Annotated in this window: 12 protein-coding genes; 5 read left to right on the forward strand and 7 right to left on the reverse strand. The window is 61.6% G+C overall.

Features of this window, described 5'->3' with window-relative positions:
* Nucleotides 1-82 precede the first annotated feature (82 nt).
* From NKH93_RS29530 to NKH93_RS29545, 4 genes are all read right to left on the reverse strand, one after another.
* Nucleotides 83-451: a response regulator transcription factor gene (locus tag NKH93_RS29530; RefSeq protein ID WP_352502292.1), complete on the reverse strand. Its 369-nt coding sequence runs from the start codon at nt 449-451 to the stop codon at nt 83-85.
* A 103-nt stretch (nt 452-554) separates the two neighbouring features.
* Nucleotides 555-1,172 (reverse strand): response regulator transcription factor, encoded by a 618-nt coding sequence (locus NKH93_RS29535; RefSeq protein ID WP_352502293.1) that lies wholly within the window; start codon nt 1,170-1,172, stop codon nt 555-557.
* A complete protein-coding gene (locus NKH93_RS29540; RefSeq protein WP_352974448.1) occupies nt 1,169-2,683 on the reverse strand; it encodes a sensor histidine kinase in 1,515 nt (504 codons plus the stop codon). The genes NKH93_RS29535 and NKH93_RS29540 overlap by 4 nt, the downstream gene beginning before the upstream one ends.
* A 34-nt stretch (nt 2,684-2,717) precedes the next feature.
* Nucleotides 2,718-3,422, reverse strand: coding sequence for a YoaK family protein (locus NKH93_RS29545; RefSeq protein WP_352974452.1), 705 nt, complete (start codon nt 3,420-3,422; stop codon nt 2,718-2,720).
* A 184-nt stretch (nt 3,423-3,606) separates the two neighbouring features.
* Between NKH93_RS29545 and NKH93_RS29550 the strand changes: the two genes are divergently transcribed.
* The 3 genes from NKH93_RS29550 (at nt 3,607) to poxB (ending at nt 7,037) form a co-directional block, all read left to right on the forward strand.
* A complete protein-coding gene (locus NKH93_RS29550; protein WP_352974457.1) occupies nt 3,607-4,656 on the forward strand; it encodes a cupin domain-containing protein in 1,050 nt (349 codons plus the stop codon).
* A gap of 46 nt (nt 4,657-4,702) precedes the next feature.
* Nucleotides 4,703-5,200, forward strand: a complete 498-nt coding sequence (locus NKH93_RS29555) for a Dps family protein (protein WP_352718684.1) — start codon at nt 4,703-4,705, stop codon at nt 5,198-5,200.
* A 103-nt stretch (nt 5,201-5,303) separates the two neighbouring features.
* The gene (gene poxB, locus NKH93_RS29560) at nt 5,304-7,037 is read left to right on the forward strand and encodes a ubiquinone-dependent pyruvate dehydrogenase (RefSeq protein ID WP_352974463.1); all 1,734 of its coding nucleotides are present in this window, start codon (nt 5,304-5,306) and stop codon (nt 7,035-7,037) included.
* Nucleotides 7,038-7,241: 204 nt separating this feature from the next.
* On the opposite strand, the gene NKH93_RS29565 is transcribed toward poxB, so the two are convergent.
* Nucleotides 7,242-7,499 carry a hypothetical protein gene (locus NKH93_RS29565; RefSeq protein ID WP_352974510.1) on the reverse strand — a complete coding sequence of 86 codons (258 nt, stop codon included), beginning with the start codon at nt 7,497-7,499 and terminating at the stop codon, nt 7,242-7,244.
* Between the two features lie 99 nt (nt 7,500-7,598).
* On the opposite strand from NKH93_RS29565, the gene NKH93_RS29570 reads away from it, so the two are divergent.
* Together NKH93_RS29570 and NKH93_RS29575 are read left to right on the forward strand one after the other, a co-directional pair.
* A complete protein-coding gene (locus NKH93_RS29570; RefSeq protein ID WP_352974467.1) occupies nt 7,599-9,764 on the forward strand; it encodes an adenylate/guanylate cyclase domain-containing protein in 2,166 nt (721 codons plus the stop codon).
* Nucleotides 9,765-10,158: 394 nt separating this feature from the next.
* Complete coding sequence (locus tag NKH93_RS29575) at nt 10,159-11,049, forward strand: ankyrin repeat domain-containing protein (protein WP_352974469.1); 891 nt, start codon at nt 10,159-10,161, stop codon at nt 11,047-11,049.
* Nucleotides 11,050-11,227: 178 nt separating this feature from the next.
* Here the strand turns inward: NKH93_RS29575 and NKH93_RS34395 are convergent, their stop codons facing one another.
* Nucleotides 11,228-11,563: a hypothetical protein gene (locus NKH93_RS34395; protein ID WP_502896517.1), complete on the reverse strand. Its 336-nt coding sequence runs from the start codon at nt 11,561-11,563 to the stop codon at nt 11,228-11,230.
* Entirely contained in the window at nt 11,560-12,087 is a 528-nt protein-coding gene (locus NKH93_RS29585; RefSeq protein WP_352974473.1) for a DUF6088 family protein, read from the reverse strand. The genes NKH93_RS34395 and NKH93_RS29585 overlap by 4 nt, the downstream gene beginning before the upstream one ends.
* Nucleotides 12,088-12,516 lie beyond the last annotated feature (429 nt).

The raw sequence follows: 12,516 nt of genomic DNA on the forward strand, positions 1-12,516 counted from the left end.
TGCTGCCAGTATCGCAGAAAGGGTCGCCCCATGTCGGGCGGCCATTTTTGCATGTGGAACACGCGTCAGAGGGAAGCCGACCTCACGCCGCAAGGGCGGTTTCGATGCAGTCGATCAGCATCTGGCCCTCGAAGGGCTTGCCCAGGAAGCCAATGGCGCCGGCGGCCATGACCCGTTCGCGGATACGCTCGTCGGGGAAGGCCGTTATGAAGATGACAGGCGTTGCATTGCCCCGGTCGCGCAGGATCTGGGATAGTTCCACGCCGCCGATCCCATCCATCTGGACATCAGTTATCAGGCAGTTGACATCGGACGTGCCGAGCGCGGCAAGATAGTCCTCTGCCGAGGCAAAGGTGGTGGCGTGCATGCCCAGCGAGCGGATCAGGCTGGATGTCGCCTGACGCACCGAAGGGTCATCGTCGACAATGGCAATGGTCTTGACGTGTGACATTGAAATTCCTCGCGCAGCATACTGGAGCGCGCTGCGCTAATGCCATCCAAATGCGCCCACCGGGGCACCAATTCAATCATACACAGGTTTAGTGTCGTCGGCGCTACCCTGACGGGCGCAGGGCCTCGCCCATCTTGACCAGCTCGGCAAGCGAACGCGCGGCCATCTTTTCCATGACATGACCCCGGTGGATCTTGACGGTAATCTCGCTGACGCCCAGTTCGCCGGCGACCTGCTTGTTCATCAGGCCAGTGGTGACCAGATCCATCACCTCGCGCTCGCGCGGGGTGAGGGTGGCGTGGCGCGCCCGGAGGGAGGCCAGTTGGGCATCGCCGGCACGGCGCTCACGATCAAGCGCTAGGGCCGCCGAAACTGCATCGAGCATGTCCTGATCGCGGAAGGGCTTGGTCAGGAAGTCGAGGGCGCCCGCTTTCATTGCCTTGACCGACATGGGAACGTCGCCATGGCCGGTCATGAACACGATAGGGATGGCGTTGCCCATCTGGGCCAGCTGGGTCTGGAACTCGAGGCCACTGACGCCGGGCAGGCGGATATCGAGCACCAGGCAGCTTTCCGAGATGACCGGGCCCCGTGCCAGGAAGTCGTTTGGCGAGGCAAACTGCTCTACCCGCATGCCCACCGAGCGGAACAGGCTATCGAGGGCATCGCGGAGCGAGGCGTCATCATCAACGACGAAGACCGTGGGTGCGACAGCCGTCATGGTTGTGTCTCCGTATGTGCAGGTAGATTGAACTCGAACGCAGCGCCGCCCTCTGCAAGCAAGTGGGCCCGCAGGGTGCCGCCATGGGCCTCCACGATCGAGCGGCAGATCGGCAAGCCCATGCCCATGCCTTCGTCCTTGGTGGTGAAAAAGGGCGTGAAGAGCTTTGCGGCGGCATCGCTGCTGAACCCCGGGCCGGTGTCGGTGATTTCAACGGACAATCCAGTGTCCGTGGGTCTCGAACGGATGGTCAGATCGCGCTGGGTGGTGCCTGTCGCGGCCATGGCCTGGATGGCGTTGACGATCAGGTTGATCAGCACCTGCTGCAATTGCACGCGATCGCCCAACGCCGGTGGCAACCCGTCCGCCAAGGCCAACTTGAGGCTGACCTGGTGGCCGGCGATCTCGCGCTGCACCACTCCCAGCGTGTCGTGCACCAGCTCGTTGACATCGACCGGCGCGGCCTGTGGCACGGCTTTGCTGGCGAGCGCGCGCAGACGCTTGATCACTTCGCTGGCGCGGCGCGCATCGGCGATCATGCGTTCGATGGCGGCGGAAACCTCGGCAAGATCAGGCTCGGGCCGCCGCAGCCAGCGCAGTCCGGCTTCGCCATTGGTCACCACGCCCGCCAGCGGCTGGTTCACCTCATGGGCAATCGAAACGGTCAATTCGCCCAGGGTCGCCACGCGCGACACGTGCGCCAGCTCGGCCTGCGCCTGGTGCAGATCGTTCTCGGCCTGATGCCTGGCTGTGACGTCCATGAAGCTGACCAATACCCTGTCGAGCGCCGGACGGTCTGTTGGCATGGCTACGGTATACAGAACATTGAGCCGCTTGCCGTCGACGGCATCGAACACGCTTTCGGTCTCGAAACTGGATTGTTCCGACCAGATGGCCTCGAGAAATCGCCAGGTCGATGGCGCTATCTCGGGCGGAATCAGCGACGGCAGGCGCTGGGCAAATACTGCCAGGGTGGGGGCGCGGAACATGGTCAGCGTCCGGTCGTTGGCATTGATCAGCCGCATCAGGCCAGTGACCTCGCCAACTAGATCGGGCCTTTCGCGCGCGATGGCCGCGACGCTGGTGAAGCCTTCGGCCCGCAGGGCATCCAGTCGCGCCTTGAGGGGCGAAAAGTCCATCTCGAGAATGGCCACGCCGGCCGCCCGGAAGATCGAGCGATAGCGCTGTTCGCTGTCGGCGATCACCGTGATGGTCGAGGCCAGCCGCAGCGCCAGAAAGGTTGTGACGCCGATGGCCGCCAGGCTGAACAGCCCACGTGCTGTGGCGCCGGCCTCGAAATCGGCACTGTGGGTAATGGCAAAGCTGAGGATGGTCAGGCCCATGCAGCCGGCTCCGACCAGCAGGGTACCGCGCCGGTTGGTGAAGTTGAGCGACAGCAGGACGACGGCCACATAGAGCACGGCGACGGCGATATTGAGCGGTGTCAGCGTATCCAAGATGAAGATGCCTGTGGCCAGAACGATAGCCGCGACAAAGGCATAGCGTGACATGGTGCCCCCAGCCGGAACATATGGCCGAGACATATCATAGGCTTCCGGCGTGGGGACGCGTTTTTGCGGTGACCACAAGAATTTCGCGGGCCACCAGCGCGCAGAGCGCCAGCGCCGCAAGGCCAAGGCAGGCGAGACCAGCGACGCGATGGGCGAGAGCGCCTGCGATGATGCCGGCGAGAAACCCCAGCATCACACTGCCGGTCTGCAGCAGCCTGACTGTGGGCCGGCGGCTGCGGCAGCTGTCGACAAGCTCAATCGCCATCTGGGTGGTATTGCTGGTCATGACATTGGTAGAGGCCGATCTGGGGAGCAGCAGCCGCACGGTCGCGCTCTGGATGCCCATCGCCGCCAGACCAAACAGGGCCGGCCCGGCCGTGATGGGGTCCGCGCCGTCGTGCAGGCTCGCAATGGCGAGGCCGCACAGGAGCGCGGCCTCAAGGCCGAGCGAGCCGACCATCGCCAGGTGCTGACGCGGTCCGGATAGTCGAACGATGGCGGTGGTCACCATGCCAGCGAGGAGGAAAACGGGGATGGCGAGAACCTTGACGCCCAGACCGTCACCGTCGCCGAAGAGGCCTGATCCAGCCACGACGTAGCTGCCTGTCACCTGGGCGACGAAGAAGCCCGCGAATGCCAGAAAGGTGCAGACATCGACATAGCCGGCGACGAGCGCCAGCATCACCGATAGTCCCGTGTCGCTGCGTTGCGCAGCGCTGGCGTCGTTCTTGGTCAGCATCAACATGCTCCTGGGCGCGCGCAGCGCCCCGCTCGGAAATAGCTGGCCAGAACCTAGCCGCAGCGACCGCAAGCCGTCGCCCTATACGCACGTATGAGCCGGCCAAACCAGCGTCCGATAGTGCGCTGAGTGGGGCCGCCGTAATTTGTGGCCATCGGGTTTGAAACCAGCAGGGGATGAGACGATGACCATGACCAAGAGCACCAGCCGCCACGTTGCAACACTATCGGGCCAGCCACGGTTCGACGGCCCGATGGGTTCGATAACCCATGTAGATGCAGGCGATTTGCCGATCATGCGAGGCCTGTCGATCCGTGGGTTGCGCCTGGCTCCAAACGGGGTGCGCGAGCCGCACTGGCACGCCAATGCGCACGAATTGGGTTATTGCCTGCGCGGCGAGGCACTCATCACCATCGCCGCCAACCACGCCCAGCGTGAGAGTTTTGTGGTTGGCCAGGGCGAGATGTTCTTCGTGCCCAGCGGGGCGATGCACAGTATCGAAAACATCGGCAGCGAACCTGCCGAGTTCGTCCTCGCTTTTTCCCATGAACATCCCGAAGACTTCGGCCTAAAGGCCGCCTTCGGCGCCATGAGCAATGCGGTTCTGGGCAATACCTATGACCTGCCCAGCGCTGCCTTCGAGGACTTTGATCGCCAGCAGGCTGACCTTGAGATCGTTGCTGTGCAGGGCCACACCCTGGTCGAGGGCCAGGCGCGCCATGTCAATGCTTACAAGTATAGGGTTGAGGCCACGCCGCCGCAGATCGATTTCCCGGCCGGCACCGCCCACACGACCAAGGCCGCCCTCTGGCCAGCGCTGCGCGACATTGCCATGTTCTCGGTACGGATAACCGATCGGGGCGCGCGCGAGCCGCACTGGCATCCTGAGACCGCCGAAATGGGTTATGTCGCGGCGGGCACCGCCCGCATGACCATTCTGGATCCGGATGGAAAGATCGATACCTACACGGTGACGCAGGGCGACGTGTATTTCATCCCGCCGGCCTATCCCCACCACATCGAAAACATCGGAGCGGGCACGTTCCACGCCCTGATCTTCTTTGACCAGGTATCGCCCGGGGACGTCGGCTACCGGTCGCTGATCAATGTGTTTCCGCGCAGCGTGCTGGCGCAGTCCTTTGGCATTGCGGAAGACCAGTTGCCGCATTTTCCCTTCACCGAGATCGACCCGCTCCTCGTGCCGCGCACCAATCCCATCGACCCCGTGATCTAGCCGCCGTTCCCCTTTCAAACGCCTACCCAACCAGAAGGAATTCAACATGAGCAACCTGACCGCACCCCTGCTTACCCCCACCGACCTGGGCAATGACGCCAGCCATGATATTTCGGCCGCCCTGACGGGCCTGCTGGCCGATACGTTCGCGCTCTATCTCAAGACCAAGAACTTCCATTGGCATATGTCTGGGCCACATTTCCGCGATTATCACCTGATGCTCGACGAGCAGGGCGACCAAATCTTTGCCATGACCGATGTGATCGCTGAGCGGGCCCGCAAGCTCGGTGGCACCACCCTGCGTTCGATCGGCCAGATTGCCCGCACACAGCGTATTGCCGACAATGACGCCGCCTTCGTTACCCCCGGCGACATGCTGGCCGAACTGGCCAGCGACAACCAGCAGCTGCTCGTGATCCTGCGGGCCTGCCACGGTGCTGCCGATGAGTACAACGATGTTGCGACCACCAGCCTGATCGAAGTTTGGATCGACGAAACCGAGCGCCGCGTGTGGTTCCTCTATGAATCCAACCGTCGCGCCTGACTTTGCACGGTGGTGCCGGCCAGTCCGGCGCCACTGCCCCTTGAGGGCCTGACCTTTCACCACGCCGCCGCTATGCGCGGCCACCGAGCCGGAACGATTTGCCATGAGCAGGAATGTTGCTGAACTGATGGTCGAGACACTGGCCGCCGCCGGCGTGAAACGGATCTATGGCGTGGTTGGCGACAGTCTGAACGGGTTTACCGATGCCTTGCGGACCCATGACGAGATCGAATGGATCCACGTTCGGCATGAAGAGGTTGCCGCCTTTGCCTCCGCAGGGGAGTCCCAGGTTACCGGGGAACTCGCAGTGTGTGCGGGGTCATGCGGCCCGGGCAATCTGCATCTGATCAATGGTCTGTTTGATGCCCATCGCAGCCGCACGCCGGTACTCGCGATCGCGGCGCAGATTCCGACCGCTGAAATCGGTAGCGGCTATTTCCAGGAAACACATCCGCAGAACCTTTTCGCCGAATGCAGCCACTATTGCGAACTGGTGTCTGATCCGAGCCAGCTGCCATATGTGCTCGAAAATGCCATTCGCGCTGCCGTGGGCATGCGCGGCGTTGCCGTCGTGGTCATTCCCGGCGACGTCGCCCTGCGCGACGCCCCGGCTCGCGCTGTCGCCAGCCGGCAAAGTCTGCTGCCGTCTCTGCCCCAGGTTTACCCCGCCGATGCCGACATCGATGCGCTGGCGCAACTGATCGGCGAGGCGCGCAAGGTGACACTGTTCGGCGGTCGCGGTTGTGCCGGCGCCCATGCGCCGCTGATGGCGCTGGCCGAGGCCCTGAAAGCGCCAATCGTCCATGCCCTGGGCGGCAAGGAATATGTCGAATACGACAATCCCCATGACGTGGGAATGACCGGGTTCATCGGCTTTGCCTCGGGCTATGAGGCCATGCACGATTGCGACCTGCTGGTCATGCTGGGGACCGACTTCCCCTACAAGCAATTCCTGCCGTCTACATGCAAAATAGCCCAGGTCGATATTCGACCCGAGAACCTGGGGCGCCGGGTACGTCTCGACGTCGGCGTGGTCGGCGATGTGGGGCTGACGATTGCCGCGCTCTTGCCCCATGTGCCGGCGCGCACAGACCGGGCCCATCTGGATAAATCGCTCAAGCGCTACGCCGCTTCACGCAAGGGGCTCGATGATCTGGCCGCGGGCACCGCAGGGCGCGGGCCGATCCATCCGCAATATCTGACCAAGGTGGTCAGTGACCTGGCAGCCGAGGATGCCGTGTTCACCTTCGACGTCGGCACGCCCACCATCTGGGCGGCCCGCTATCTCGAGATGAATGGCCGGCGCCGGCTGGTAGGTTCGCTGGCACATGGTTCGATGGCCAATGCCATGCCGCAAGCCATCGGCATCCAGGCGGCGCAGCCCGGCCGCCAGGTGGTCGCGCTCGCCGGCGACGGTGGCTTCTCGATGCTGATGGGCGACCTGATCACGCTGCGCCAGCAGAATCTGCCGGTCAAGATCATCATCCTCAACAATGGCGTACTGGGCTTTGTCGCCATGGAAATGAAAGCGGGCGGGTTTCTCGAAACCGGTGTGTCGCTGGATAATCCCGACTTTGCCGCCATGGCACGGGCCATGGGCATCCATGCCATCCGCGTCGAGGATTCGGGCGAGTTGCCCGGTGCAGTCGCCGACATTCTGGCCCATGACGGACCGGCCCTGCTTGATGTCGTCAGCGCCACCCAGGAGCTGTCCATGCCGCCCACGATCACCAGCGCCGAAATGAAGGGCTTCGGCCTGTGGATGATCCGCGCCGTGATGAGCGGTCGCGGCGATGAGGTGATCGATCTCGCCGCCACCAATCTGCTGCCCCGCTAGGATATGACCGAAATGACCTCTTCTGAAGAGAAGCCCGCTGCGGGCCTATCGGACATGGGCTTCGTCCTTAATCACCCCGAGGTCTTTTTGCCTGTCGATAGCGAATTAAGTTGTCCGGTTTAGGTAGCACACGAGTTGTCCGCTGCTTCTGGTTTGTTCTGCTGGCCGCCGAGCGGGTTCAAGCGGCTTTTTGTGTATGTACGGCTATTCCATTGTGGTCGTAGCGGCCCAGACAACGAGGCCCGTGGAGGATTGCATAGGCTCGGTCATGGTAGCGGCGCACCTTGACTGTCGCCTTGACGAAATGGGGCCGCAGCGCGCTGGCAGGCGCGAGGCAACCTGACCGGCATAGAGATCGTGGAAGAAGGCGAGATCCTGCCGCTCCACCGCCTTGTGGCCCTGCCACTGGATGGCGGCCGGCATGCCGACGCCGAGCGTGTGCGAGGTCAGAGTGTTGAGCATTGAGGATGATCCCGAGACACCGACGACGGACGCTGGAGAGGCCGGTCGTTTCATTTAGGTGAGACCCGGTCTATACTCCATGGGGGACAGGCCAGATCGATGGACCGTAAGCTTTCCGCCATTCTCGCTGCCGATGTTGTGGGCTATTCCGCTCAGATGGAACGCGACGAGGCCGGCACATTCGAGCGCCTTCGTGCTCGACGCAAGGAACTGTTCGAGCCTGAGATTGCCCGCCAGCACGGCCGCATCTTCAAGCTGATGGGCGATGGACTGCTGGCCGAATTCGGCAGCGTCGTGGACGCGGTCGAATGTGCCGTGTCGTTGCAGCAGACCCTGGCGGAATGCAACGCCGCCGTTTCCGAGGATCATCGGATTCGCGTCAGGATCGGGATCAATCTCGGCGAGGTGATTGTGGAGGGCGAGGACCGATATGGCGAGGGCGTCAACGTCGCTGCCAGACTCCAACAATTAGCGGAACCTGGCGGCATCTGTGTCTCGGCAAAGGTCGCAAAAGAGGTTGAGAACAAATTGTCTTTCGGCTTTGAGCCGATGGGCGAACAGAAGCTGAAGAATATCGCCGAACCGGTGCATGCATATCGGGTGCTGCTCGATCCCGCGGTGTCGGGAAAGCCCATGGCTGACAATCGATATGCACGTTTCAGGCGTAATTTGGCCGTCTCTATTGGGGTCCTTGTTGTCGCAGTCGGCCTTGCAGCAGCGTGGTGGCGACCGTGGGAGCCACCGCTTCGGCCCGCCGCCCTGACAGCCAATGCGAAAGCCGACACCCGGCCATCCCTCGTCGTGCTTCCGTTTGACAATCTCAGCGACGACAAGGCGCAAGGTTATCTGGCTGACGGTTTCACCGAGGACCTGACCACAGAACTTGCGCGCGTGCCCGGCCTGTTCGTCGTATCGCGAAACGCGGCTTCCTCCTACAAGCATAAGGAGACCAAACCCGCTGAGGTCGCCGCAGCGCTGGGTGTCCGGTACATTCTGGAGGGCTCGATACGCCGGGTCGGCGACGACATGCGTATCAACGCGCAACTGATCGACGGCTCGACCACCGGTCATCTCTGGGCAGAACGTTTCGACGGCCAGTGGACGGATGTATTTGCGTTGCAGGACAAGGTCGTAGTCAGCATCGCAGGCGCGCTCAAGCTCCGTCTCGTGAGCGTCCAAGGCAAGGCAGATGTCGCGGGCGGCACGCGCAATCCTGCAGCCTACGAAGCTTACCTCCAGGGCATGGAAATCTACAATCGTCGCAATACTCCAGACGAGTTTGCGCAGGCGGTGAGCTTTTTCCAGCAGGCGCTGGAACTCGATCCCGATTTCGGCGCAGCGGCAGCCTCGCTCGCGTGGGCCTATTGGGACATGGACGGGCCGCGGATCAAAGCTTTAACCGTTTCGGATATCGGTGCGCTGTATAACGCCTACAAGTACCTGGGGGAGGCGGCCAAGCATCCTTCGCCGCCCTACTATCAGCTCGTCGCCAGTTTGCAGGTTCGCGAGCATCGGTCCGACGAGGCAGTCGCGGTGATGTTCAAGGCAGTAGCGCTCGACCCGAGCGATCCCCTGAACTATGTCGGGCTAGCGGAGGCCCTGAATTTCAATGGCAGGCCGAACGAGGCGCGCGACTATCTCGTCGCGGCCAACCGTGTCGACCCAGGCGACAATGACCATCGGCACTACCAGGCTGGGCTGGCTGCATTTGGCCAGGGTCGTTTCGAGGAAGCTGTCGACTACCTTGAAAAGATCGATCTCCAATCGCCTGATCCATGGCCGAAATTCTACGGCCTGCAGGTGTTGGTTTCGGCCTACGCACATCTCGGGCGCAGTGACCAGGTCGCGGCCTATAGTGACAGGCTAAGGGACGTCATGTTGGAGCGAAAGGATGGAGGGGCAAATCAGCTGGTCACGCAGCGGTATTTTGTGTTCAAGAACCCGGCTGACATCGGGCGTCTGCTGGACGGCCTGGACAAGGCCGGTTTGCCGGAGTTGCCGGAAGAGGTCGATCGGGATGCGAAGGACCGGCTTACCGGTTCGGAGATCAGGTCGCTCATTCTTGGTCGTGACCTGCGCGGGGGAGGCGCGTGGATAGATAAAGGAACTAGTTGGGTGCAGCAGAACTTCCTGTGCGACGCCATTCCGAAAGATCAGACAACCTGCGGCGCGATCTTCCGCAATCCTGCCGGGACGCCGGAGCGACGCAACGAGTATACGGCAGTCTTCCGTTTCGATCGTTTTGAGTTTTCGACCGTCAAATAAGTACCGATCGGAAGATATGCGAAGTGGCTATGGGGATTTCAATTTTCGGCAGATGTCGGCGATGGCGCGACCGCCGCCGCGAAGCGGCGGGTTTGATGCGGACAAATCGTTTCGCGTTTCAGCCACGCATATCAGGAGGAGCTTGACCTCAACGAGCCCAATCAGAGAAGCCTGCTAGGTCGTGGACTGATAAATCCGAAGCCAGAGCCGGATGGCGAGCAAGAAAGTTAGCGGCCTCAAAGCGGACCTCCAGCGCAACAAGTCTCATGATCCGGATGGATGAGACCTTACGACTCGTTATCAGGCACTGGTGGAGTGGCTACGATCAGGCATTCGTGGTATGCTTGACTACCTCGAAACCGTAGCGCACTGCGGTTGCCTTGGGAGATGCCAAATGCGCATGTCCTTGCTGTTCATTTCACTACTGCTTGCACCGATTGTATCGCACGCCGCCGCCATTCACGACGCCGCCATGAAGGGCGATGTCGCGGCGATCACGGCGGCGCTCGATGCAGGGGCCGGCGTGGATGAGAGCGACGGGCACGCGACACCACTCTATCTTGCGGTCAGGGACGGACATTTTGCGGCGGCAAAACTGCTTGTGGCACGCGGTGCCGACGTCAACGCCGTCACGGACCTGCGTTTGGGTCCTGCCCTCATGCCGGCTTTGGCAAAACGCAGGATCGATTTGGTCAATCTGTTGCTGGATGGGGGCGCGAATCCAAATTCGCAGCGCACCCGCGAAAACGCCCTCCACATCGCTGTCAGATCCGGTTGCCTCGATTGCGTGAAGGCACTGGTCGAGGCCGGCGCTGACGTGAATGCAAAGACAAAGGACGGCAAGACACCGCTCCATCTGGCAAAATTCACGGGGCAACGCGAAGTCGCTGACTATCTCTTGTCGCACGGCGTTGTCTTGCCAACACCAGCTCCGATCTCGATGAAGTTGGCTACTGCCGATGTCGAGAAAGGCCGAACCTACTTCACACATGTGTGTCACGGTTGTCACAATGCCGAGCCCCATGGAGCGAACAAAACGGGACCGAACTTATGGGGTGTCGTCGGCCGCGACAAGGCATCTATGACAAATATGCATTACTCCGATGCCTTGCTGGGCTGGCTGGGTGTATGGACGTACGAGGACCTGAACAGATATCTTTTCGGCCCCATGCTCACCACGCCGGGCGTAAAGATGGAGACGCCCGGTGTCCCGGATGAGACCGAACGGGTCAACGTGATTGCCTACTTGCGTACACTCAGCGACAAACCGATCCCACTGCCCTAAATCGATTATCTCTCGGGCTGCCGGTCATCGAACTATCTTTGACGGTTTTTCGCTTGCATCTATAACCACAACCTGCTCGGCAGATCAATGTCCGAGGTTGGGCGAAAACGTTGATCGACAGATCGTCGTTTATGACTACACGCTGTCGCTTGGCACTTAATTGTAAGAATGCGCCGGGTCACTGGCGTTTCACGAGCACCCATCTGAGCCCGACGGGATCATTTGTTCCTCGCGCCTCAACGAGGCGACCCATCTTGCCGTTTACGATCGCGCGGTACCGAAGCTTCAGGCGAAGCGTGTTATGACCCTTTGACAGCGACGTCCCGCCCTTGAAAAGCAGCCGTGGCTCCCCCGCAGGCCGTTCATGGTAGAGCGAATTGAGAGTCCAGCAGACCCAGAAGTCCTTTTCGACATTGCCCACCGGAGCTCCGATCCGATTGGCCGTGGCGAGGAACAGGTCGAGCCGGTCACGTGGGGATGCCGCGATGATCTGGCGGTAGGCATTGGTACTCATGGCTTCGCCTCGTGCGGGTCCGCCCTCAGGATTTCGCGGAGGAACTCCTGCATCCAGATCGGCACGGCGGAGAGACCGGCGCGCAGATCCTCGCGAATGGCCTCGCCGTGCTTGGGGTCGGCAAAGAGGCGGCGCAACGTCGCCTGGATACGCTTCCGTTCGCCCTTCTGGGTCAGCATGTCCTGCATCCAATGCAAGGCCTGGACGACCCGCATCCCCGGCCGATCCGCCCAATAGAGGCGGCTAGGGGCAGCGTATTTGAAGTGGATTTCCTGCGTGCCGAGCTTGATTGGCTTCAACCGCGCATCGACCAGCACTTCTATCCGGGCAGGGACGGCGGTCGTCAGGCCGAGGTCGTTGGCGGCCGTCATACCATCGATGACGGCGCGCGCCCGATCGCGGCGCGTGACGGCGCGGATCACAGCGCGATAATCCGGCACGGTGGCGTGGCCAGTCAGGTTGTTCGTGCGCGGCCGGTCATAGAGGCCTCGGTCGATCCGGCGCAGCTCCCCGGCGGCTGCCAAGCTGCAGGGTTTTGTCCACGGCGGCGCGCGCGCCGAGATCGGCGAAGTCGCCGGGGGTCCAGACCTCGTCGGGTTCGGACTCAATGCGGGCAAGCAGGCGCGAGCGAAGATCGGTATCGGGCTCAACTATGGGCATGTCCGAAATATGCTACAAGTTTCGGACAAAGGCAAGGAATGAGTCCGAAATATGCTACAATTTTCGGACACTCCGTGTCGCCCAAAACTCCAAAAATGGAACTCGCATTCTCGCATTGAAGGGTATGGCCCGAGCATGGAATGCCTCCTTCCGCAGGGGCACGACATCATCCCGGTTGACTCTTAGCCAAGACGAGAACAAATGTAGAACATATCACAGGCTTTCCGCGTTTCCAGGGTCAGATGAGTGTATCGGCGCCCCCTGCTGCCATTTCCGAGCTTCGAGAACGCATT

Source organism: Mesorhizobium sp. M0954 (assembly GCF_040319155.1).
Lineage (GTDB): Bacteria > Pseudomonadota > Alphaproteobacteria > Rhizobiales > Rhizobiaceae > Mesorhizobium.

What these genes read in the sequence shown, in the direction of transcription:
- NKH93_RS34395 (WP_502896517.1), bottom strand. Translation starts at nt 11,563, where the DNA reads ATGAGTACCAATGCCTACCGCCAGATCATCGCGGCATCCCCACGTGAC.
- NKH93_RS29575 (WP_352974469.1), top strand. Translation starts at nt 10,159, where the DNA reads ATGCGCATGTCCTTGCTGTTCATTTCACTACTGCTTGCACCGATTGTA.
- NKH93_RS29535 (WP_352502293.1), bottom strand. Translation starts at nt 1,172, where the DNA reads ATGACGGCTGTCGCACCCACGGTCTTCGTCGTTGATGATGACGCCTCG.
- NKH93_RS29545 (WP_352974452.1), bottom strand. Translation starts at nt 3,422, where the DNA reads ATGCTGACCAAGAACGACGCCAGCGCTGCGCAACGCAGCGACACGGGA.
- NKH93_RS29570 (WP_352974467.1), top strand. Translation starts at nt 7,599, where the DNA reads ATGGACCGTAAGCTTTCCGCCATTCTCGCTGCCGATGTTGTGGGCTAT.
- poxB (WP_352974463.1), top strand. Translation starts at nt 5,304, where the DNA reads ATGAGCAGGAATGTTGCTGAACTGATGGTCGAGACACTGGCCGCCGCC.
- NKH93_RS29565 (WP_352974510.1), bottom strand. Translation starts at nt 7,499, where the DNA reads ATGCTCAACACTCTGACCTCGCACACGCTCGGCGTCGGCATGCCGGCC.
- NKH93_RS29530 (WP_352502292.1), bottom strand. Translation starts at nt 451, where the DNA reads ATGTCACACGTCAAGACCATTGCCATTGTCGACGATGACCCTTCGGTG.
- NKH93_RS29555 (WP_352718684.1), top strand. Translation starts at nt 4,703, where the DNA reads ATGAGCAACCTGACCGCACCCCTGCTTACCCCCACCGACCTGGGCAAT.
- NKH93_RS29550 (WP_352974457.1), top strand. Translation starts at nt 3,607, where the DNA reads ATGACCATGACCAAGAGCACCAGCCGCCACGTTGCAACACTATCGGGC.
- NKH93_RS29540 (WP_352974448.1), bottom strand. Translation starts at nt 2,683, where the DNA reads ATGTCACGCTATGCCTTTGTCGCGGCTATCGTTCTGGCCACAGGCATC.